General features: G+C 47.7%; 24 protein-coding genes. 4 read left to right on the forward strand and 20 right to left on the reverse strand.

The window, feature by feature from the left end; genetic code table 11:
• The first annotated feature begins 8 nt into the window (after window positions 1–8).
• Together glnD and Q7P67_RS06905 are read left to right on the forward strand one after the other, a co-directional pair.
• Complete coding sequence (gene glnD / locus Q7P67_RS06900) at window positions 9–2,588, forward strand: [protein-PII] uridylyltransferase (protein ID WP_303851223.1); 2,580 nt, start codon at window positions 9–11, stop codon at window positions 2,586–2,588.
• Window positions 2,581–4,008, forward strand: a complete 1,428-nt coding sequence (locus tag Q7P67_RS06905) for a PAS domain-containing protein (RefSeq protein WP_303851224.1) — start codon at window positions 2,581–2,583, stop codon at window positions 4,006–4,008. Before glnD ends, Q7P67_RS06905 begins: the two co-directional genes overlap by 8 nt.
• 60 nt (window positions 4,009–4,068) lie before the next feature.
• Here Q7P67_RS06905 and Q7P67_RS06910 read toward each other — a convergent pair whose 3' ends face one another.
• The 11 genes from Q7P67_RS06910 to Q7P67_RS06960 all read right to left on the reverse strand — a co-directional run bounded on the left by Q7P67_RS06910 (window position 4,069) and on the right by Q7P67_RS06960 (window position 13,042).
• Window positions 4,069–4,818, reverse strand: coding sequence for a TerC family protein (locus tag Q7P67_RS06910; protein ID WP_303851225.1), 750 nt, complete (start codon window positions 4,816–4,818; stop codon window positions 4,069–4,071).
• Between the two features lie 119 nt (window positions 4,819–4,937).
• Window positions 4,938–5,618: a hypothetical protein gene (locus Q7P67_RS06915; protein ID WP_303851226.1), complete on the reverse strand. Its 681-nt coding sequence runs from the start codon at window positions 5,616–5,618 to the stop codon at window positions 4,938–4,940.
• Between the two features lie 85 nt (window positions 5,619–5,703).
• Entirely contained in the window at window positions 5,704–6,012 is a 309-nt protein-coding gene (locus Q7P67_RS06920; protein ID WP_277656522.1) for an addiction module antidote protein, read from the reverse strand.
• Window positions 5,999–6,319 carry a type II toxin-antitoxin system RelE/ParE family toxin gene (locus Q7P67_RS06925; protein ID WP_303851227.1) on the reverse strand — a complete coding sequence of 107 codons (321 nt, stop codon included), beginning with the start codon at window positions 6,317–6,319 and terminating at the stop codon, window positions 5,999–6,001. Before Q7P67_RS06925 ends, Q7P67_RS06920 begins: the two co-directional genes overlap by 14 nt.
• 290 nt (window positions 6,320–6,609) lie before the next feature.
• Window positions 6,610–7,317, reverse strand: coding sequence for a succinate dehydrogenase iron-sulfur subunit (locus Q7P67_RS06930; RefSeq protein ID WP_303851228.1), 708 nt, complete (start codon window positions 7,315–7,317; stop codon window positions 6,610–6,612).
• Between the two features lie 14 nt (window positions 7,318–7,331).
• Window positions 7,332–9,101, reverse strand: a complete 1,770-nt coding sequence (gene sdhA, locus Q7P67_RS06935) for a succinate dehydrogenase flavoprotein subunit (RefSeq protein ID WP_303851229.1) — start codon at window positions 9,099–9,101, stop codon at window positions 7,332–7,334.
• A gap of 14 nt (window positions 9,102–9,115) precedes the next feature.
• On the reverse strand, window positions 9,116–9,421 hold the full coding sequence (locus Q7P67_RS06940) for a succinate dehydrogenase, hydrophobic membrane anchor protein (protein ID WP_303851230.1): 306 nt from the start codon (window positions 9,419–9,421) through the stop codon (window positions 9,116–9,118).
• A 12-nt stretch (window positions 9,422–9,433) separates the two neighbouring features.
• The gene (locus Q7P67_RS06945; RefSeq protein ID WP_303851231.1) at window positions 9,434–9,790 is read right to left on the reverse strand and encodes a succinate dehydrogenase; all 357 of its coding nucleotides are present in this window, start codon (window positions 9,788–9,790) and stop codon (window positions 9,434–9,436) included.
• A 319-nt stretch (window positions 9,791–10,109) separates the two neighbouring features.
• A complete protein-coding gene (locus tag Q7P67_RS06950; RefSeq protein WP_303851232.1) occupies window positions 10,110–11,213 on the reverse strand; it encodes a DUF935 family protein in 1,104 nt (367 codons plus the stop codon).
• A gap of 10 nt (window positions 11,214–11,223) precedes the next feature.
• The gene (gene terL / locus Q7P67_RS06955; RefSeq protein WP_303851233.1) at window positions 11,224–12,624 is read right to left on the reverse strand and encodes a phage terminase large subunit; all 1,401 of its coding nucleotides are present in this window, start codon (window positions 12,622–12,624) and stop codon (window positions 11,224–11,226) included.
• The gene (locus tag Q7P67_RS06960) at window positions 12,602–13,042 is read right to left on the reverse strand and encodes a hypothetical protein (protein ID WP_303851234.1); all 441 of its coding nucleotides are present in this window, start codon (window positions 13,040–13,042) and stop codon (window positions 12,602–12,604) included. The genes terL and Q7P67_RS06960 overlap by 23 nt, the downstream gene beginning before the upstream one ends.
• 188 nt (window positions 13,043–13,230) lie before the next feature.
• On the opposite strand from Q7P67_RS06960, the gene Q7P67_RS06965 reads away from it, so the two are divergent.
• Window positions 13,231–14,322, forward strand: a complete 1,092-nt coding sequence (locus Q7P67_RS06965) for a Fic family protein (RefSeq protein ID WP_303851235.1) — start codon at window positions 13,231–13,233, stop codon at window positions 14,320–14,322.
• Window positions 14,323–14,324: 2 nt separating this feature from the next.
• Window positions 14,325–15,215 (forward strand): ROK family protein, encoded by an 891-nt coding sequence (locus tag Q7P67_RS06970; protein WP_303851236.1) that lies wholly within the window; start codon window positions 14,325–14,327, stop codon window positions 15,213–15,215.
• On the opposite strand, the gene Q7P67_RS06975 is transcribed toward Q7P67_RS06970, so the two are convergent.
• The 9 genes from Q7P67_RS06975 to Q7P67_RS07015 form a co-directional block, all read right to left on the reverse strand.
• Complete coding sequence (locus tag Q7P67_RS06975; RefSeq protein WP_303851237.1) at window positions 15,199–15,516, reverse strand: helix-turn-helix domain-containing protein; 318 nt, start codon at window positions 15,514–15,516, stop codon at window positions 15,199–15,201. The two genes, Q7P67_RS06970 and Q7P67_RS06975, sit on opposite strands and share 17 nt — an antisense overlap.
• Window positions 15,517–15,814: 298 nt before the next feature.
• On the reverse strand, window positions 15,815–16,408 hold the full coding sequence (locus Q7P67_RS06980; RefSeq protein ID WP_303851239.1) for a lysine exporter LysO family protein: 594 nt from the start codon (window positions 16,406–16,408) through the stop codon (window positions 15,815–15,817).
• Window positions 16,405–16,641, reverse strand: coding sequence for a LysO family transporter (locus Q7P67_RS06985; RefSeq protein ID WP_303851240.1), 237 nt, complete (start codon window positions 16,639–16,641; stop codon window positions 16,405–16,407). Before Q7P67_RS06985 ends, Q7P67_RS06980 begins: the two co-directional genes overlap by 4 nt.
• Entirely contained in the window at window positions 16,598–17,236 is a 639-nt protein-coding gene (locus Q7P67_RS06990) for a phosphoribosyltransferase family protein (protein WP_303851241.1), read from the reverse strand. The genes Q7P67_RS06985 and Q7P67_RS06990 overlap by 44 nt, the downstream gene beginning before the upstream one ends.
• Window positions 17,233–18,153, reverse strand: a complete 921-nt coding sequence (locus tag Q7P67_RS06995) for an ABC transporter permease (protein ID WP_303851242.1) — start codon at window positions 18,151–18,153, stop codon at window positions 17,233–17,235. The genes Q7P67_RS06990 and Q7P67_RS06995 overlap by 4 nt, the downstream gene beginning before the upstream one ends.
• The gene (locus Q7P67_RS07000) at window positions 18,150–19,208 is read right to left on the reverse strand and encodes an ABC transporter permease (RefSeq protein ID WP_303851243.1); all 1,059 of its coding nucleotides are present in this window, start codon (window positions 19,206–19,208) and stop codon (window positions 18,150–18,152) included. The genes Q7P67_RS06995 and Q7P67_RS07000 overlap by 4 nt, the downstream gene beginning before the upstream one ends.
• Window positions 19,205–20,713 (reverse strand): ABC transporter ATP-binding protein, encoded by a 1,509-nt coding sequence (locus Q7P67_RS07005; protein WP_303851244.1) that lies wholly within the window; start codon window positions 20,711–20,713, stop codon window positions 19,205–19,207. The genes Q7P67_RS07000 and Q7P67_RS07005 overlap by 4 nt, the downstream gene beginning before the upstream one ends.
• Before the next feature lie 72 nt (window positions 20,714–20,785).
• Window positions 20,786–21,910, reverse strand: a complete 1,125-nt coding sequence (locus Q7P67_RS07010) for a BMP family ABC transporter substrate-binding protein (protein ID WP_303851245.1) — start codon at window positions 21,908–21,910, stop codon at window positions 20,786–20,788.
• 62 nt (window positions 21,911–21,972) lie between these two features.
• The gene (locus Q7P67_RS07015) at window positions 21,973–22,479 is read right to left on the reverse strand and encodes a hypothetical protein (RefSeq protein ID WP_303851246.1); all 507 of its coding nucleotides are present in this window, start codon (window positions 22,477–22,479) and stop codon (window positions 21,973–21,975) included.
• Window positions 22,480–22,482 lie beyond the last annotated feature (3 nt).

Here is a 22,482-nt window from a genome sequence, read left to right on the forward strand (position 1 = left end):
AGAAGGTTATGTGTAATTCGCAGGCAATTAAAAAATACTATCAGGAAACGTGGGAAAATATAAAAAAGAACCGCTTTTCCTACTCCACATCATGGCAGCTAAGCCAGAGACTGACGGAACTTGCAGATGAGATAGTCATAAAGACCTGTCAGTCTGCCGGGGAGACGGACGGAATAGCCGTTCTTGCCCTCGGCGGATATGCCAGAGAACAGATGGCTCCGTTTTCCGACATCGACATCCTTATCCTCCACAAAGGGCGGATGAACAAGAACTATGAGCGGTTCATCAGCGAGTTCACAACTTTTATGTGGGACATCGGCGTCAACCCCGGTATCCAGGTTAAAGAGCTTAAAGAGGTCACAAAAGCGGCACTTGAAGACGAAGTTGTGCGCACCTCTTTCATAGACAACCGATTTCTTTTCGGCGCGCGGAAAGTTTACGAGGCGTTCCTCAAAATTATCAACGAAAAAGTCATGGAAAAGGGCAAACACGAGTTCCTTCTCATGAAAATAGACGGAGTACGCAACAGAAACAGCAAGTTCCGTGACTCCATCTTCCGCCTCCAGCCCAATATCAAAGAGGGCAACGGCGGGATGCGCGACATAAACACGATCTACTGGATATGCAAGATACTCTACAAGACAAAAAGCCTCCACGAAACTGTTAAGCACAACATCCTCACCCACGGCGAATATGAAAAACTCATCGAAAATGCCGAATTCCTTTTCCGTGTACGCAACGAACTGCACTATTACCACAATCGCAAATACGACGTTATGAGCCTTGAAGCACAGATGGAAATAGCAAAAAATCTCGGCTATACAGCCACGTCCAGCGTTCAGAGCGTAGAGATTTTCATGCGCGACTACTACATAATGGCGAAAACCACAGCGGAAATAACCCAGAAGGTGATCAACCGCACTCTGGCTGAACTTTCGCACAAGTGGTTCCAGAAGAAGGTGTTCTCGCTCCGCCTGTCCGACGGCTTCGTACAGTATGCGAATACCCTGACTGTTGAAAGCAAAAATATATTTGACGAGAACCCCAGAAAGCTCATATCCGTGTTCACATATGCGGCTAACAAGGGGCTGAAACTGGCTGATTCCACCATTGATCTTATAAAAGAGAAAACGTACCTCGTTGACGCCGAATTTACACAGAAATACGGCGCAGTTTTCCTTAAAGCCATCTCATCATTTCCGGATTCCAGCCGTATCGTATCAAACATGGCGAAATGCGGTGTTTTGCAGGCTATCATCCCCGAATTTGAATATATCATCTGCCGCGCGCAGTTCGACTATTACCATCACTATACAGTTGACGAGCACACCTATCTCGCACTCAGCTATCTGGACAAGCTCACAGGCAGCCTGCCGCCCCACCTTGAAAGGTATCAGGAGGCGTTCAACAGGCTTAAACGCAAAGACCTGCTGGCACTCTCTGTCCTTCTCCACGACATAGGCAAAGGACAGGGAAAAAACCACAGCATAGTCGGTTCCCAGATGGCGCGCTCGATATGCAAATTCCTCGGCATGGGGCTTGAGGACACGGACACTGTTTGCAGCATGGTGGAACATCACCTTCTTATGAGCCATATCGCCCAACGGAGAGATCTGCACAGCATTGACGTTATAAACCACTTCATAAGCTACGTTAACAACCAGCAGGAGTTGGACATCCTCTTCCTGCTCACCTATGCCGACATGAATGCGGTGGGCGGCGCAGCTTTCAACGAGTGGAAAAACAGCCTGCTTAAAGAACTGCACGAAAAGGCGGAACAGGCTCTGAACAACGAAGACCTCGTTCAGGAATACAACGCAGTGGTTAAACTGCGGCGGGAAAAACTGGAAGAGCGCTGCAAGCTCACGCCTGAAATATATGAGGCTTCAAAGACCCTTGACGACGAATTTATCTACGGCAACAAAGCAGGACAGATAATCAGCTATCTTTCCATGGCGCTGAAAATAAATGAGAAGAATCCCATCATCGTGGAAGTGGACACCAGAAAGGAACTTGACACCATGCAGATACTCGTCTGCACCTATGACCACGTCGGGCTTCTGCGCAAAATATGCGGCGCTCTGGCATCGCTGGGCTACAACATCAAATGGGCACAGATATACACCATGAACAACGACATAACCATCGACAACATCCTGGTGGACAACCCTTTTGCAGGGTCTAAAATACCTGACAACAAAAAGGAACTGCTTATAAACCGCATAATCGGCACCATCAACGGAGAAACGGATATTGAAAAGCTGATCGAGCGCTCTTCAAGCTCCATTCTGTCGCAGCCGAAACTCATGAGCAAAAAAGAGAAAATCACATTCGACAATGAAGTTTCTTCGCAGTACACTGTAATAGATATATACGCACAGGACAGACTGGGACTGCTTTACAGCATTCTGGGAGTGTTTAACCGCATGGGAATCAGCGTTGACAAGGCAAAAATATCAACCGACGTTGACCGTGTTGTGGACTCTTTCTATCTTACAGATACCGAAGGAAGAAAAATTACTGATTCCGCCATCCTCGAAGATATTAAAAAGGAGCTTTTAAAAGAAATTGAAAGCCGCAGTGTTTAAGAGGCTAAGCAATTTTAAGGAGCTGGACGCAGAGCTTGAAACCTGCTTCCGTATCACAGACGACCTTGACGAAGCCGACATAGTCGTTACGGATAATACGGAATTTATCAAAGAGAACAAGCTGAATATAATAATATCCGAAAACGTGCCGGAAAACCATGTAAGCATTAACCCAAACACCCCAACAGCTTATATGCTGGAAGACATTAAGCTGGTCATCAAAACGTATTCCATTTCGCCCCGTATCGACCGCATCAGTTTTCTTCAGGAACAGAACGCACTCCTTTCCGAAGCGAACAAAGGTCTTGTGGAGCTTTATAACCTGATAGACAATAAAAATCACCAGATAGAGTTTCTGAAAACCAAACTGGAAAATATAATTAATTCTGCCGGCGAAAGCATTGTCGAGCTGAATGAAGACCTGCTTATAACCTATGCGAATCAGAAATTCGCCGATACCACAGGTTACGACAGACAGGGCGCAGTTGGAAAGGATTTCATTTCACTGATACACGCGCAGGACACAGACAGCTTCAAAGATACTCTTAACCTCGTGGCAACAGAAAAGACCGCCAACCTCCAGATGCGGCTTAGAGCTGAAAACGGAGCATATATCACCGTTAACGCTTACGCCACGATGGTCACCAACTCTATCCCCCACTACGAGATAATCTTTGAAGATATCAGCAAAAAACTGCTTATTGAACAGCATATGAAGAAACTGGAAGAAAAAGCCATCGTTGCCGGATTTTCCAGACACCTTTCACACAATATACTGAACGCCCTCACCGTTGCAGCCGGGTTTCTGCGGAAGATACGCTCCGAGTCCGATGTTAACGAACAGCAGGCGCAGAAATGGAGCGTTGTTGAGCACAAGTGCAGACTGATAGAAGAAATCGTCACAGGCTACAACGACTATACGAACGCAATATCCATGCGTCTGGACGAAAATTTTGACGTGGCGGGCTTTCTTAGGTCAGTTATTGAAGAGGTGCGGGACAAGACCTTTTCAAAGAACTTCTCCGCATTCCTCTATAACTTCCTCGACCAGTACACAATGACAACAGAGTTTAAAGATAATAAAGAATTTTCTATGCAGGGCAGCCGTATGTTTCTCAAAATGGCGGTATGCTATATAATTAAGGATTCAATACGCTTCTTCGACGAATATGTGCCGCTCCGCTTCAAAATCACAACAGAAGAGCTTAAAGATAAACTCATCATAGAAATACGCCTGCACGACGTAGACGTTGATACGGCAATCATAAACACCATGCTCCAGCCTTGGAATCATCAGGTGCTTTCGCAGAGTTTTGACTACTGGGGAATCGTGATTTCAAACGTTATCGTGGAAAAACACGGCGGAGCCATGCACCTTCGCAAGGACTCCGCCGGTCTGAGTTTTATCATCGAATTCTGAAAAAGCGCGCCGTAATAACCTTTCTCTGCGAGGAGGCTTTAAAACGACGCGGTAATCTCATTAATCTTTACTGACAGCAGGAGCACGCAGCAGCACACTCTTCTGGTGCTTTTTGCGAACTTTCGTATTAAGCGCCTCAACAATGATTGAGAAGGTTATCGCAAAATACAGGTAGCCTTTGGGAATATGGAAATGAAGACCCTCGCCAACAAGGCTCATACCGATGAGCATCAGGAAGCTGAGAGCCAGCATCTTGAACGTTGGGTGCCCTTCGATGAAATCTGCTATGTATTTGCTGGTGAACATCATGACAGCAACGGATATTATTATCACCGCAACCATCATGGAAACGAATTTCACCATACCGACGGCAGTTATCACTGAATCTACGGAGAAAACAAGGTCTAGCATAAGAATTTGAATAACTATCCCCGTTATGTTTGCTGAGAGCTTAACCTCTTTCTCTTCATGTCCGCCGTCTTCGACGGAGTGGTGTATCTCCATCGTGCTTTTCGCCAGAAGGAACAGACCGCCCACGACAAGGATGATATCCTTCCATGATATCGCTTTTTCAAAAGCTGTGAACACGGGTTCAGTGAGTCCGATTACCCAAGAGATACCCATTACAAGCAGGATACGCATGACCATAGCAAGGGTAAGTCCCAGCTTGCGCACTTTTTCTCTTTTTTCTTCAGGGAGTTTGTTTGTCAGAACGCTGATAAAGATGATGTTGTCGATACCCAGAACGATTTCAAGCAGCAGAAGCACCGCAAAAGCAAACCATTGGGACGGATCGGCAAGCCATTCCATATATTTTTCACCTCAGTGTAATTTGCGCGGATTATATATTATCGCGCGTCAAAATGATAGCGGAACTAAGAAATTTTTTTACAGGAAAAGTTCAGAAAACAAGGTACAAAATTAATATATTAGCACTCTTCTTTATCTTCATATTCAGGGAGTGATATTTTTGGAAAGCCAGATGGTAATTCTTCTGCTATAGCTTGAACGCCTGTCACGATAGCAACTATTTCACGTATTCTATCGACAAAAGGTTTTGCATCACGTCCCAATTTACCTAACACAATACTCGCATCACCAACTAAGCCATAAAATCTATCTAAGTCAGACATTTTTTTGTGTAATTCGCTCTGAAGTCTTTCAAGTTTAACAAGCAATCTTCTTTTATGGTCTTCAGTTAACCCTCCTGATTCTCTAATAAAATCACGCAAATCGTTAATTTTTACTTGCAAATCAGATAATTGCTCGTCTGAAAACTCAAAAATGGCATCTTTACTAATAAAAGGATAGTTTGCAGATATCTGATCCAAGTGATATTGATTTTTTTCTTTTATGAATTTTTCATGGAATGCACTAAAGAGCTGGGTAAAAGCCTGCTTATTGGTACACTGGAAGTAATCCATATCTCTTTCTGAAATAAACCTAAATTTGGTATTCTGTAGTATAAATCTGATTACAGCTGCGCTTTCAGCACATTTATCTCTTCCAAAATCATTACTATTGGCATTTTTTAATGCTTGAAGAATTACTCTATCAATTGCCAAAATTGGACTTTTCTCATATATCTCCTGAAAATCATCACCAAACATAAACACCTCACCCAATAGACAAACTATCAAATTATTAACATTTATGCAACTGTCTATATCTATTCACACTATTTTGAATAATAAATTACGCACTCTGTTTTTTGAAATACAGCGAATATCCCAGTGCCGACAAAATTTCTTTGATGGTTTTCAGCTTCGGATTTCCCTTGCCTGAAAGAGTCTTATAAAGGGATTCTCTGGAAAGACCTGTTTCCTCTGCCAGTTTTGCAAAGCCTATACCTGCCTGTACAACCTGCCTTATAGCAAGAAGAAGCTCAGCCTCGTCGCCGGTTTCGACATAATCTTCCACTGCGATATCAAGATAAGCCGCACGGTTTTCAGGCGATGAAAGCCGTTCCTGAATTAAACTATCCAGTGTTCTATAAGTTCTCATTGTAATCTCTCCAAAACTCTTTTGCAGACTCAATATCTTTGCTCTGCGTCTTTTTGTTTCCACCGCATAAAAGAATAACTATTTTATTACCTTTTACACCGTAATACACTCTGTATCCGCCACCGTAAGTAAAACGAAGTTCGTTAACATAATCACCAACCGACCTACTATCTCCAAAATTGCCCAGTTTCAGCCTGTCAATTCTTTTAAGAACACGCATCTGGTCTTTAAAGTCTATACTTTCCAACCAGATACTAAACGGTTCTCTTCCGTTTTCGGTGTGATAGATTATGATTTCATATGTCATATATAAAAGTAGCCTTCAGGCTACTTTTTGTCAACATTTTCTATTTGGATAAGACTGCTTCGCCATATGCTCGCAGAGACAGAATAATAAGAAAATCCCTTCCAACATCCCTTTTATAAAGGGAGGAGCAGGATTTTGGTGCTTAGATGCAAGTTATACAAGGAAGGGCGAGAGAGAGGGCTGCGAGCATACATATAAGTATGTGAGCAGTGCCGAGCGAGAACTGACGAAGTAGAACGCCGCATATAAGCGCCAAAAGAAAAAAAAGGGGAGCCGAAGCTCCCCTTCTATTAAACCTGCTGATCCAGCAGCATTTTCCTGATGTTCATGATAGCTTCTGTGGGGTTCAGTTCTTTCGGACATGCCTCCACACAGTTGTAAATGGTGTGGCATCTCCACACGCCGTGCTTGTCGTTCAGGATAGGCAGACGCTCTTCCGCGCCCTCGTCTCTTGAGTCGACAATATATCTCCATGCGCGCAGTGCCGCGTTGGGTCCGAGATATTTTTTGTCTGCCCAGAAAGAGGGGCAAGAAGATGAGCAGCATCCGCAAAGGATACACTCATACAGTCCGTCCAGTTTCTTTCTGTCTTCCGGTGACTGATAGATTTCTTTATCAGGGTTCGGAGACTTTCTGATGAGGTAGGGTTTAACAGCTATGAACTTGTTGAAGAAATCATCGACATCGACAACAAGGTCTCTCATAACGTTCATACCGGGAAGGGGCTGAACAACTATGTGGTCTGCGCCCAGATCCTCAACTTTTGTCATACATGAAAGCATGTTAACGCCGTTAACGTTCAGACCGTCAGATCCGCAAACGCCTTCTCTGCAAGAGCGGCGGTATGTAAGGGTGGGGTCCTGCTCCCATTTTATCTGGTTAAGAGCGTCCAGCATAAGGTAGCCGGGTCTTCTCAGCTCAACCTTATATGTCTGGTAATAAGGCTCTTTATCCTTGTCAGGGTCGTATCTGAAAATTTCAAATGTTACTGTAGTCATATTTCCATCTCCCCTTAGTAAACTCTTGCCTTAGGCGGGAAAGTTTCAACAGTGAGAGGCTGAAGACGTACTTTTCTGTAGTCCACTCTCGGAGTTTTGCAGTCTTCTTCAAGATACACTTCTGTGTGTTTCAGGAAGTTGACATCGTCTCTGTCCGGATAGTCGTCACGGAAGTGACCGCCTCTTGACTCTTTTCTGAGGATAGCAGCCTGAGTACAAGCCTTGGCAACGAGGATCATGTTGTTAAGTTCAAGTGCCTCGATAAGGTCAAGGTTGTAAACGGAAGATTTATCGTTAACACGATAGTCGTCCATTTTGGCTTCCAGTTCAAGCAGAGTAGAGTAGCACTCTTTCATGAGTTTTTCAGTTCTGAAAACGCCCATTTTTGTCTGCATTGTTCTGGTCAGTTCGCCCCAGATTTCGCCGAAAGTGTATTTACCGTTTGCATTGGCATATTTCTGAAGATTAGCGAGACCTTCGGAGCCTGCATCGTCTTTAAGGGAAACGATGCTGTTTGCCATTGCATATTTTGCCGCCTGTTCGCCAGCCGTGCGTCCGAAGACAACGAGGTCGAGCAGAGAGTTTGTTCCGAGACGGTTTGCACCGTGAACGGAAGCCGAAGCGCACTCACCCGCAGCGAAGAATCCGGGAACGAATTCCTCTTTCTCCATGTTGCCTTTGATAACCTGAGACAGATATCCTGTGGGGATACCGCCGTTCTGGTAGTGGGCAGTGGGGTTAACGGGGATGGGCTCTTTCGTACAGTCAACACCAGCAAACACGAGAGCAAGCTCGTGGATACCGGGGAGTTTTTCCATAATGTTTGCCGCACCGATATGGTCGATTTTCAGCAGAGTGTGGTCTTTGAACTGACCGACGCCTCTTCCTTCAAGGACTTCTTTAGTCATTGAACGTGAAACGATGTCTCTGGGTGCAAGGTCTTTAATGGTGGGAGCATATCTTTCCATGAAGCGCTCTCCCTGAGCGTTAAGAAGGATACCGCCCTCACCGCGCACGCCCTCAGTAATAAGGTTTCCTGCGCCGTAGATACCTGTCGGGTGGAACTGGAAGAACTCGGCGTCACTCCATGAGAAGCCCTTGCGCATAGCAAGTGCCAGACCGTCACCGGTGTTGATGTGTGCGTTTGAGTTCGTCTGGAAGATACGGCAGTTACCGCCTGTCGCGAAAACAACTGCTTTCGCGTTGAAGATATGGAGTTCGCCGTTCTGTATGTCGAAGCAGAGAACGCCGTTTACTGCGCCGTCGTTTACAAGCAGTTCAAGCGCGTAAAACTCGCTGTAGAAGTGTGTTCCCTGTGCAACTGATTTTTCATAAAGCGTCTGCAGCATCGCGTGACCTGTACGGTCTGCGGCGTAGCAGGCTCTTTTAACAGCTCTTTTACCGAACTCGGCAGTGTGACCGCCGAAAGGACGCTGAGCTATTTTACCTTCGGGAGTTCTTGAAAAGGGCAGACCGATATGCTCAAGAGCGATGATCATTTCGGGAGCCTGTTTTGTCATGTACTCAGCGGCATCCTGATCGCAAAGGTAGTCTGAACCTTTAACCGTGTCATACATGTGCCAGTGCCAGTGGTCCTCTTCAAGGTTACCCAGAGCAGCGGAGATACCGCCCTGTGCCGAGATGGTGTGGCTTCTTGTGGGGTAAACTTCAGAGATAACGGCTGTTTTGCAGTACTGAGAAGCAACCTGAGCTGCGTTCAGACCTGCGCCGCCCGCACCGACAACCACAACGTCAAACTTATGATATTCTATTTTTACTGACATCCTTACAACTCCTCTTATATTTTAACGGCAAGAATCACAAGAGCGATTCCCAGCAGCCAGTAGATGCCGTAGATAACGCCGCGCCATCCTGCAGAAGCAACATAGTCGTCTGTGATCATTTTAAAGCCGTTAAAAGTATGGAATACGCCGAATGCAGCGATGGGACCTGTTACGATCTGCATCATGCCAGCCTCTCCGCCTTTCAGCATTGAGAAAAAGTGTGTAAACACAACGAGGATCAGGATTACTCCTGAAACTCTCTGCATTATCCATCCGATAGTTCCAGCGTCGCTGGTTCCGTTATACTTGTAATGTCTCATTGCTTTTCCCCCTTACGCTGCGAATATCGGAATTATTCCGATAACTGTGATTATAAGTGTGAGAAACACAACGGCCATAAAGTATTTCTTGAAAGATTCTCTTTCGGCTGCGGCTCCGAACTCCATAAGGACGATACGGACGCCATTAAAAGCGTGAAAAGAGAAGCTGGCAAGAAAGAGCGCTTTCACAACAGAAAGCTTTGTCACTTCCAGAAAGGGCGCCACTGTACCGGATACACCCAGAATGTGAAGTATCAGATAAAGTCCGATTATCACTCCTGTGCCACGGTGAAGAAGCCACGCCACCATTCCGGGGTGTTTGCGGTACCCTGTTTTCTTAGGGTAATTTTCAAGGTCTTTCCTCGGCATCTTACACTCCTGAAAAAAGTATTTAAGATACAAACACTGTTAAAATCTCAATTACAACAGTTATCATAATAGTGTTTCCATGTCAACCGGATTGTATACAATATACAGCAATAAAATGATAAACCACAGCGTAAACAGACTATTGCAGAGCGGGACGCAATATTTCATAAAAACATAAACTGTGTTATAAAATTATCAAATAGCCTGTCATAAGCCCGTCTTATTGACAAATTCGATATGCACAGAGGCTCAAAGTCTATTACAGCAACTGTTCATAACGGATTTACATGGAAAACGGCGGAGTTTTCCGCCGTCGGTATTATAAAGTCAAAGGTATGCCGAACCTTCTTGCAACTTCCTCTAAATCCACATTCATCCCCATTTCTTTGGCATCCTTAACAACATCCCACGAAGCCTCCGCCTGTGCCGCAAGCACAAACTCCGCCCCGCAAGCGCCTCCGAAATTCAGCTCCCACATCCAGTTTACCAGTGTTGCCGTGATTGTCTCCGCCGCCGCTCGCGCAATTTTTCTGCCTTTGCGTTCAAGAGTTGCCTGATGCTGCGCCGCAAGGGAATATGAACCCGTGGAACCTGTGTCGCTGGTGAGCACCTCGCCTGTTATCGCTTTGGAAATTTCAGTGTTGCACACCTGAACCAGCGAAGAGAAATCCGCCGAACTCCCTTTTGTTTCAAGCACCTGCACGCTGTCCACGTTTGCCAGTGCCACAGCCGCGTCGTTCTGGATATTGTACAGATTCTCCGCAAGCTCCCTTGCCCTTTCCCTCGACTCGTCGTCGTCCGAAGATTCAAACAGCGCCAGCACCGTGGGCACCCCGTATTTCTCCGCTACTGTAAGCCAATAGCGGAAGCCCGCCTTCTTAAACATCCATGGCCAGTAACATTTGGACAGAACGGGCGTTCCATAGGGATTTTCATCTTTAGGGCTGTTGCGGTGGACAATGAATTTATACTGCTCCTCAAGGGGCGCAGCCACGCTTCCATCCATAAGAGAAAGCTCTCCGTCGGGGGAAAAGGCGAACCTGTCAGCCCGTCTTCCCAGCGAGCGCACGGGCACCCAGTTTCCATCTTTCAACTCCCAGACTATCTCTGTTACGGAAAAGCCGTATTCCACGGCGGACAGAACATCCTGCAAAAGCCCCTGCACACCCAACCTGTTCAGACACCCTTTGATAAACGCCGCCTGCTCCGCCGATTTGCTGTCTGCGGGCTTAACGTCCCATTGCATTGAAAGCACGGTATCTTTGAGCTGTTCCAGTTTTGCATAGATATGCGCATCCTGAAGCATCTCGTCGAAAACGCTCATGCGCACTCCGCCCTTGCCGAAAAGAACGTCTGGATTGGGCATTATGTTTCCGAACCAGCTACCTGTTCCTGCCGTAAGTACGTTTGTAAGTCTTTTCATTTTTATCTCCTTAATACCTGTCTATTATCCTTCCAACGCCTCTGTTCAGACCGGAAAAAGCAGTCTTAGGCGTTGTTTTCTCCCTGCCTGATGAGAGCGCCTGCGTCATGGCATCCACCATATCGTCGTGCTTTCCTGAGGGAAAATACGCCGCCTCCTCTATCAACTGCTGAGAGAACGGGGCGTTCCGTTTCAGATATACGTTCCCCGCCTCAATAAGCGGGCAGACAGCGTTTGCCCGCGCCACCTTACCGCCCCGCGGGTTGACGGCTATCAGTCCGCCCACAGAACCTTTCAAAGCGGATATCACCGCCGGACCGTTCGCCTTGTCCTCAATATATTTCGCCGCCGCCTGGGGATATTGTTCCGAAAGAGCTCTCAAAGCCCTTAATGCCTGGGAAAAGTCCATGCGGTCGCGTATCTGGTCTATAAGGTAATAGTCCGCGCCTTTAACGCCCCACACCTGCCCCACCACAAAGTCCGCTCCCGCACTGTCTTTAAACGTCATATCCCACGACTGGAACAGCCTGAGACCTGTCGGCGGCTCATCATAAAACCGCCACCATTCCCGCCGGAATATAGCGCCGGACGCAGGAGCCGGACGCTGCTGATAGAGCGCGTTCCAGACACGGGAGCCGACGGCGCGCTCCATCCGTTTAAGAGCGTCTGTACCGTATTTGTCTGCCCAGAGCGGATCGCCTATGTTTCTGAACTGCTCGTTCTCTTCCGCTACGGCGGGGAAGCAGACCACCGTCCAGTCCTCTCCGCTCTGTTCCAAAAGCCTTCCGGCGAGGTCGTCCTCGTGCCATCGGGTGAGTATCACCAGTATCTTGCCGCCTTTTTCAATACGGGTGTACAGAGTGGACTGATACCACTCCCAAACCCTGTCGCGGTAGACTTCGGAATCCGCCTCCTCCTGATTTTTAAAGGGGTCGTCTATGATTAGCAGGTCGCCCCCCATCCCCGTTATGGAGCCGCCCACACCAGCGGAGACGTATGCCCCGCCCGCCGCCGTTTCCCATCTGTTTGCGGATTTCGCACCCTCTTTCAGCGCAAATCCGTTGAAAACCAGCCGGAAAACCCCGCTGTCGGCGATGTCGCGCACACGCCGCCCGAAGGTCTCCGCAAGGCGGGCGCTGTATGAAGTGGCTATCACTCTTTTCTGCGGGTTATGTCCGAGAAACCATGCAGGAAACCGCACCGAGGCGAGTTCCGATTTACCGTGGCGTGGCGGCATCAGCACCATAAGCCTGTCTATGCCGCCGTTCATAAGCTCCGTCAGCTTCTCCGCCAGCACTCTGTGGTGCCAGTTCGGGCGATAGCCCCTGCATGTGAGCACGGCGAAGGAGGCGAGGCTGTCCCCCGCCATCTTCAGCGCCGTCAGCTTGTCATGCGTTTTCAAGGACTGCACGGATATCCTCTTCCGACAGGTTTTCAAGCTCCGCCTGAAGCTCCGAAAGCGCCGGACGTTTCGAACTGTCAAACATTTCGTCCGTCGCCTTGCCAAGGCAGATATCGCGGTAGTTCTTAACCGTTTTGGAGTGCAGTTCCACATCCCGCAGACTGTCACACCCCGCCAGAAGGTCGTCCGCCTTTTTCAATCCCTCCATGGTGCTTGTGCAGATAGCCTGCAACATCTGTACGCGATGGGCTTTCAGTCTGCGCACCGTTCTGTCGGTCTCCGGTCGCTTCCAGTGCTTCTCCGCCGCATGTTTCCGCACGTCTTCAACCTCAGTTTCATAATGCAGGGCTATCTCGGAAAGGTCGTAAACGCCCTCCTCATAGTCCTGCTTCATCTGTCTCCACTTCTCCGCCGTAGGTCTTGCCATATACCTCTCCGTTTTCGTGGAATTATACGTCATAAGCCTTTTCTATATGTTTAAAGATGAAAACCTATGCGGGCTTGCATTGAAAAATCTATCTGATATAATCAGTTAGATTCAGATTACTTCACTCAGTCATCAAAGACGTCTCTGATGTAAGTAATACGAAGAAGCAGTCTCATTAAAGGGTTTTCATGATAAGAAAGGTAATAACGGACAACTATGAGAACGTTCATTTCAGCGATAAATACGACAGCGCAACCGTAGCGGTTCTTGTGCGGGAACTGGACGTGCGTGCATCCCATTTCACAAAACTGCCGATTGTGTCAGACGTCAGAGAATTTCTCACTGGAGAGCTTGTCACAGCATCAGTTTTCTCAACGGCGCTTATAGGCAGACCGGAACTTGAAGAATACGATGTCCGCGCTTTTATAAAAAACGAACCGAACAGACTGGACGAAAAACAGATAAGATTCGTAAACAACATAAAACGTGCATTCGAATACGTTGACCGCAACCACAAAACATTCGAAATGAATACGGAAGAACTGCGCAAGCTCCATATGATGTTCACTCTGGACACCGAAAATGCCCTGCCCGGCGTATTCCGCGACAGAAAACGTCAGGAGGGGAACAGGGACTACACCCCGCCGGCGGCATCCCTTAATCAGCTTACGGAAGATTTCTGCGTGTGGTTTGCATCCGAAGACATGAAAAAGCAGCATCCTGCGATACGGGCTTTCCTCGCCCATTACCATATCGGGATGCTCCAGCCGTTCACCAGCGGAAACGGCAGAACGGCGCGGGCTGTGGAGGCAATGCTTCTTAAACAGAGCGGGCACAGGTACCTGCACCATGCCCTTTCCCAGTATTACAGACGCAACAGAAAAGACTATATAAAAGCGTTCATACAGAACGAAAAGACGGGCGGATTCGATATGACTCCGTTCCTTGTCTTCTGTCTGGACGGCGCAGCGCGGGCATACAGACTGCTCACGGACATGGCTGTCAGCGGGCTGCGCGCAATCGGACTTAAAGACCACATCCGCGCTCTTCGCGCGCAGAAAAAAATAACCGATCGGCAGAAAGAACTGCTCGACATCCTTTTCGTATACGAGAAACCGTTCACCTTCGCGGATCTGCTCACCAATCCGATGTTCAGCGGGCTTTACAAAGGCTATACGGAAAACACAGCCAGAAACGATATCAAGAGACTGAAAGAACTGAATATTATAAACTCTGCTGACGGCAGGGAATTCACATTCAACCGTTTCGTGCTGGGCTGATTATGTATATCTGTTTTGATATAGGCGGAACAAACATTAAAACGGGGCTTTTCGGACATGATGGCGAGATGCTTGAAAAAATATCCGTAAAAACGCCCTCCGAATACGATGAGATACTTGACGTTCTGGTGCAGGCGGCTAAGAGCTTCAACGGCATATGTGCCTGTGCCGCGGCAGTACCCGGAACCTGTATGCCAAAGGACGGTCAGGTCATCTTCTGCCCGAATCTCACGGCACTTAACGGTCATAACATCAAACACGACCTTGAAAATGCACTGGACGTTCCGGTTTTCCTTGAAAACGATGGGAACATGGCGGCGCTTGGAGAGTATTTTTTCTTTGAACGCAACAACATAAAGAATATGATATTCCTTACTCTCGGAACGGGTGTCGGCGGCGGAGCTATCGTCAACGGACAGCTTCTGACATCTGACATCTCACTTTTCGAGGCGGGACACATAAACATCAATCCCGAAGGACCGAGATGCGGATGCGGAAAGCGCGGATGCCTTGAGACCTACGCAAACGTGGGCGGGCTTCTGCGCACATATGAGAACCTTTCTTCCGGCGGCATAAGACCTGAAGGAGCAAACAAAGTATATTCTCTTTATAAGTCAGGAGACAGAGTCGCGGCACTTAGTTTCAACGTTCTGGGCGGCTGTCTGGGAATCGGTATGGCTACGCTGGCTAATATCCTTGTTCCGGAAAAGATAAAAATAGGCGGCGGGCTTTCGGAGATGGCGGAAGCGTTTCTCCCCAATGCAATCAAGGTATTTTCAAAACACGTCTACCCTTCATACAGGGAGCGGGTCACAATCGAGCTTTCGGGCTTGCGAAACAACGCCGGTCTGTCCGGCTGCGCCGCAATCTGTATGCTCAACAGAAATCTTTGATGAAAAGATAGACCTTTTTGACGCTCTCTTCATCGGCTTTTTTGATGAAATCATGTATTTTACCCACAAGTACAGCCTTGTCAGCGATATGGTCTGTTTCCATAAGTTCATCACAGGAAACCCCCAGCGCTTCCGCTATCTCCAGAAGCACTGAAACAGAGATATTCACCTCTCCGCGTTCTATCTCGCCGACATACTTGGAGCTGATATTCGCTTTCACGGCAAGCCTTTCCTGTGACAGACCGCGCTTCTTTCTGAGTTCCCTTATTTTCAGTCCAAGTTTATCAAGCATGTCAGACATATTTCACCATAATATAATTATCGGTGTTTTTTCTATGGATAATACCTTCTTTAGGTGTTGACTTTGAATAAAATATGAACTATAGGTTTTATTATCAGGCTGTTTATAACCTATAGCATGTGATTGGTTCAAACTGTCCGGCTTATCTATACTACGGAGCAACTGGAGTATAAGGATGAAATATTTAATTATTATAGGGGTTTGCTCAGGCATGATAGTCTGGCTGTGCCTGCTGTTTGAAAGGATGAGTTTCAGGTACTTTATGTCTTATCTGATATCAATTATGACAATGTGAAAATCACAGGAACAGCGGTACAAAAACCGGAGCCAGAGCAGAAAGTATGACCCCGTGCACAAAGCCTACGATAGCGGCGCGTTTGCCTGCATATTTCTCTATTACAGGCAGAGTAACGTCCATCGTGGTTGCCCCGCCCGGCGCAACAGCGGCATAGGGTCCGAAATATTTCACAACGAACGGTACGCACAAAAGGGTTATTGTCTCTCTGAAAACGTTCGAAAGAAAAGCGATAGCTCCGAGGTCGCTGCCCTTCACCTGTGCAATCATAACAGCCGAAAACGAATACCAGCCGAAGCCGGAAGCGATGGCGAGCGCATCTTTCGGCGCAAGTACGGTTATGAAAGAAACGACGTAACCGCCGAAAAGCGTTCCCAGAATAGTCCCCACAGGCACAAGCACCGTAAATCTGTCCGCGGACATGAGGGTTTTCATGGACTGCTTGTTGTTCCCGATATCAAAACCGATGAGGAACAGCAGCAGGATAAGCGACCAGTCGGTGAGCGAACCGCTGAGATTTAATATATATTCAGGCAGATAGCCCAGATATGCCGCAGAAGCCCCCGCAAGGATGGCTATCATCATAATAACTATCATCTTTCCGCCTTTTTGAACAGCTTTGTAATGATAAGCACACCGATAATGCTGAAAATCACTACGGAAACGCTCATTATGCCTGAAATTATGCCGAAGTCGGCAATCTTAGACAGGATATCCCTGTCTTTTCCAAGGCTTACGCCCATGAAAAACAACAGAGCAAGAAGCGAAAAATTGAACAGAGTATTTTTAATTTTTGCCGCGAAGCCAGCAGCCAGCAGCATCCCCATCATCAGGCCCGCAGCCAAAGCCGCAACGTAAGCAAACATCGTCGTCCTCAATCTCCTGTGCGGCAAAAACCCGCTTTATCTCGTCCAGCGTAACTATGCTGAAAATATCTTCCCTGCCCGCCTTGTCTATTATGACGGCGCGCCCTGTTATAGTTGCGCCCGCCTGTTCCGCTATGGATTCTATGGCTTTCAGAGTATTCCCGCCTGCATAGAAATCATCGACAAAAAGCAGTCTGTCGCCCTTCTGCAAAACCTCTTCGGAAACGTGCAGTGTCGTCTCCTCCTGTTTTGTGAAGGAATAACTCTTTGCGGAGTAATGTCTTTCCATGGTCAGAGGAATCTTTTTCTTGGCATAAATCATATCGCAGCCTATGTACATTGCTGCTGCCATTGCCGGGATTATCCCGCTCGCCTCGACAGTGATGATCTTGTCAATGCTGGTTCCGGCATAATAGCGCGCGATATCCTGACCTATGTGTTTCACCAGATTGATATCTACGCAGTGGTTTAAAAACGTATCGACCTTAATAATGTTGTCTGTAACTTTTCCTTTGTTTCTCAAGGCTTTGATAAGAAGCCTTCTGGATTCTCTCGTCACTTTCTGTCCTCTCTGTCATATGGAGTGCCCAGTGCTTCTGGTTCCGGTGTGGAGCCTTTTTCAAGCCTCAGCGTGGCTATGACAAGTACCGCAATTGTAAATAAATAGGGAAGCATCATAAGCAGGTGCGGGGAAAGACTTGTTCCCATCGCCTGCATCCTGAGCTGAACGGCGTTTATACCGCCGAAAAGATAAGCCCCCGCCATTGCGCGGGTGCTGTTCCACTGGGCAAAGATAACCAGAGCAACGGCTATCCATCCTCTGCCCGCTGTCATGTTCTCCACCCAGAAAGGTGTGTATGCCAGCGAAAGATAGGCGCCGCCGAGCCCTGCAAGTCCCGAACCCACGAGAACGGCAGACATTCTGTACAGCCCGACGTTGATTCCCGACGTATCTGCCGCGCCGGGGTTTTCGCCCACAGAGCGCAGATACAGACCTGTTTTTGTTCTGTAAAAAAATATATGAATCGCTACAACCAGAAGTATCGAGAAATAAACGAGAACATCCTGATTAAAGAGCGCCTGACCGATGTAAGGTATCTTTGACAGCACGGGTATTTCAACCTTAGAAAACCCGGATATTGTAAGCCCCACAAAGGAACGCCCGAACAGCGACGTTATGCCTATTCCGAACATGGTGAGCGAAAGACCGCTCACTATCTGGTTCCCGCGCAGATACACGCATATGAAACCGTGTATGGCGCCCGCCGCCATAGCCGCGAAAAACGCCGTTATGACCCCCATAAAAAGGCTGTCTGTGGTATGCGCAGCAGCAAAGCCTGTCAGAGCGCCTACCAGCATAAGCCCCTCAACACCGAGGTTAATCACCCCCGAACGCTCCATAAGGATAGCGCCCAGAGTGGCAAAAAGCAGAGGCGTACCCGCCTTTATTGTTGCAAAGAGCAGTATCTCTATCATTTGCCGCTCCTTATAATGACGGGTCTGTTATGTATAAAAAAGTCTGAAGCAAGTATGAAAAACAGTATAAGCCCCTGAAACAGGTTAACAAAAGCAACCGGAAGCTGCATGAGTATCTGGAGGCTGTCGCCGCCCACAAGAATCACCGCCATTATCACGGAAACCACAAGAACGCCGATGGCGCTTCGTCCCGCAAGCCACGCAACGATTATAGCCGTGTATCCGTAGCCGTGGGAGATGCCCTCCTGAAGCCTGCCCTGAACGCCCGCAACCTCGCCGAAACCGGCAATGCCTGCCAGCGCACCGCTTAAAAACATCACGCCGATGATTTTTCTGTCTATGCTGATACCTGCGTATTTAGCGGCTTTAGGGTTGTTTCCGATGACCTTAATCTCATAACCCCAGACTGTCTTCTCCATGAAGATATACACAAAGGCAACCAGTGCAAGGGCAATTATGAACCCCGTGTGAAGTCTGGTGTTAAAGAACGTTGAAAGCACAAGATCCGGTGAAAAACGCGGTGTAAGCGGAAAATTGAACCCGTTTGGATCTTTCCAAGGTCCATAAACAAGATAAGACACCCACGCTATAGCGATGTAGTTCATAAGCAGGGTCACGATTATCTCGTTTACGTTCGCCTTGGCTTTAAGAAAGCCCGAAACTCCGGCCCAGAGTCCGCCTGTAACAGCGGCGGCGGCAAACATTGCCGCTATGCCTGTGAAACCTGTCAATCCGCTGTACAAAGCTACATATGACGCGCCCATGGCACCCATATAAAGCTGACCGTCCGCGCCGATGTTCCATATCTTCATGCGGAAGGCTATAGATACTCCCAGACCTGTCAGAATCAGCGGAGTTGATTTTACAAGTGTTTCGGAAACGCCGTAGAAGGAACCAAGCGACTCCTTTATCATTCCGGCGTATGCAGCTATGGGGTTTATACCTGCGAACAGCATTATCACTGCCGCGGTCACCAGAGCAAAAATCACGGACATGAACGGAGCAACGGCTGTAAAGAGTTTCGATGCGTCCTTGCGCTTTTCAAATCTTATCATTGCGCAGCCTCCCCGCTCATAAGAAGCCCGATCTCCTCGCGACTGGTATGTTCAGGATCAACTATACCTGTGATACGACCTCGGAACATCACAGCTATTCTGTCGGACAGCTTCAGCAGTTCGTCAAGGTCTTCCGATATTACAATTGTACTCATATCGTCCTTTCGAGCGTCCATGATGACCTTATGGACGTATTCCGCGGAACCCATGTCAAGCCCTCTGGTGGGATAAAGAGCAACCAGTACGCTTGGACGCATAGAGAGTTCCCGCGCGATGATAACTTTCTGTATGTTTCCGCCGGAAAGCAGTCTGATGGGCGTTCCTTTCGGTCCAGCCTTGATGGCAAAATCTGCAATCTGCTTCTCGGCGTTCTCTTTTATAGCTTTAAAATTCTGGAAGATGAACTTCCTGAACGGTTTTTCCTTGTAGCTTTTGAGTATCAGGTTCTCATCAACGGACATTTCAGGTGCTATACCCATGCTCTTTCTGTCTTCGGGAACATGGGCAATACCTGCAATGTACGCTTTGCGGCTGTCGGCGTTGGTGATATCCTTTCCGTCTGCATATATCTTTCCCGAAAGCGGCGGTTTAAGCCCTGTAAGAACCTCGGCAAGAGTCTTCTGACCGTTGCCGGCGACACCTGCGATGCCCAGTATCTCACCCTTTCTAAGTTCGAGGCTGAAATCTATCAGGTCGCTCATGTTCTTCTCTTTTTCAGCGAAAAGATGTTCAATGGAGAGCACCGTCTCCTTAAACTCCTTCCTTTCCTTCTCCCATACAGGTATCTCGTCGGTGCCGATCATAAGCCCCGCAAGGACGGTCTCATCGAACTCACCCCGAACAAGCTCCTTAACGGTGGTACCTTTTTTAAGCACCGTCACCCTGTCGGAAAGCTCCATGACCTCGCGCATCTTATGGCTGATGAAGATAACGGAGCGCCCCTCCTCTTTGAACTGTTTCAGAAATCCGAACAGTCTGTCGGATTCCTGCGGAGTAAGAACTGCCGTGGGTTCATCGAGGATAAGCACTTTGCAGTCGCGGATGAGCAGTTTGACAAGCTCAACCCACTGCTGCTGACCGATGGACAGCTTGCGGATTGGTTCGTCCAGTTCAATGTGCAGACCGAACCTGTCCAGTATCTCTTTTATACGTATGCGAAGTTTCTTTTTGTCCAGCCAGAAGGGAAGATCGGAAACGGCAAGTAGTATATTCTCAAATACAGTATTGTTGTAAACCAGCATAAAGTGCTGATGCACCATGCCGATACCCGCTTTTATGGAGTCTTTCGGCGACCTGAATACATACGGCTGACCGTTTATGCGCAGTGTTCCGCTGTCGGGGCTGTAAAGCCCGTTAAGTACGTTCATAAGGGTGGATTTTCCAGCTCCGTTTTCGCCAAGCAGAGTGTGTATCTCCCCCTGATAAATGTTAAGATTCACACCGTCCAGCGCCTTTACGCCGGGAAACGTTTTAACAACGGATTCTACCTTTAGTAATGCTTCCAATTTCTGTCCTTAAAAAACAAGTCCCCCCGTTTGTTTAAGCGGGGGGACTGTAAATTTATAAATATCTGCTGTTTATTTAGGGATAGTGCCCTGAACACCCTCAACGAGGAAGTTCATGCTGAGTTTTTCGTCGTCGGTGAGACTTTTGCCGGCTTCAACGACTACTTTGCCGGTATTGTCCTTTATGGGACCGGTGAATATCTCGTCCTTGCCGGAAGCAAGTTCAGCCTTTTTGGCGTTGACAAGTTCCTGAACGTCTGCTGGAACAAGTTTGCTCATAGGTGCAAGATCAACGAGGTTATGTTCAAGTCCGTACCAGATCTTGCCGGATTTCCATGTACCTTCGTGAACCTCTTTGGCTATCTCTTCATAGAGTGTGCCCCAGTTCCAAACGGGGGCGGTCAGCCATGCGCCGGGTATCTGTGAAGACATGTCGGAGTTGTAACCAATTGCAAAAGCACCTCTTTTTTCAGCAGCCTGAAGTGGTGCCGGAGTGTCCTGGTGCATTGTGATAACATCCGCTTTAACATCAAGCAGAGATTCCGCAGCATCGCGTTCCTTGCCGGGGTCAAACCATGTCTGCGTCCATACAACTTTTACAACCGCCTTGGGGTTAACGCTGCGCACGCCGAGTGTGAAAGCGTTGATACCTCTGATAACTTCGGGAATGGGGAAAGCCGCAACGTAGCCGATAACGTTGGTTTTTGTCATTTTACCTGCCACCATACCGGAAAGGTAGCGGGGCTGATAAATACGTCCGAAGTAAGTACCGACGTTTTCTGCCGTTTTATAGCCGGAACAGTGCATAAACACAACGTCGGGAAATTTTGAAGCCACTTCGATTGTGGGATCCATATATCCGAAGCTGGTTGTGAAAATCAGGTTATAACCTTTCTGAGCAAGGCTTGTGATGATCCTTGTGGATTCAGCGCCTTCCGGAACAGATTCGATGAAAGTCACATCTTTGACATAGGGAAGTTTCGCCATCATCTGTCTGCCAAGGTCGTGGGCAAATGTCCATCCGCCGTCGCCGACAGGACCGACATAAACGAATGCTGCCCTGATCTCTTTTCCTGCGGGAGCCGCAGTTGCAGCAGGAGCAGCCTCAGGAGCTTTCGTTTCCTCTTCCTTCTTTTTGGAACAGCCGGGAAGGATGAGAAACGAAGCGAGAACCGCCAATAATAACAGTTTTTTCATAAAACCACCTCTAAACGGTCTTAACCGTATTCATACATAATTCAGGCGATGCCGTCTGTCAATCAGTTTTGACCCCACGAATCGCCGCCTACGTCTATCACAAGCGAATACTCCAGCAGATTATTGTAAAGATATATCTGATTGTTGGAATATGTTACTTTATAAAGTTCGTAACCATCGGTATCGTAAACGGTTTTCGTTCTGCCGGACATAACGGTCTTTCCGAACATTTTGTTTTTGGACTTATAGGGATAGTCCCCTGCGAAATAGATAGCGAATATATCATTCTCAAGCTGCTTCATCTTATCTTCGTCAATGGGCAGGTTGCGGTATTTAACATGATACTGTCCGTTCTCATACTTTATCTCGGCATAGCCTCTGAAAAAGTCGGATTTCAGCTTTGCCGCGTAAAAGTCATCGTCAACGGCTGCCTCTGAATCCAGGGAAAGTGTCTGGTCTCCGCGGGTGACGCTGACTATCTGTTTTACGGAGGGTTTGTTCATGTAAAAGTCATAACCGCATCCGGTGAGTAAAAACGCCGTAAGCAAAGAAAACAGAATAAACTTCAAAAT

This window comes from Seleniivibrio woodruffii (genome assembly GCF_029267515.1).
Taxonomy (GTDB): domain Bacteria; phylum Chrysiogenota; class Deferribacteres; order Deferribacterales; family Geovibrionaceae; genus Seleniivibrio; species Seleniivibrio woodruffii_A.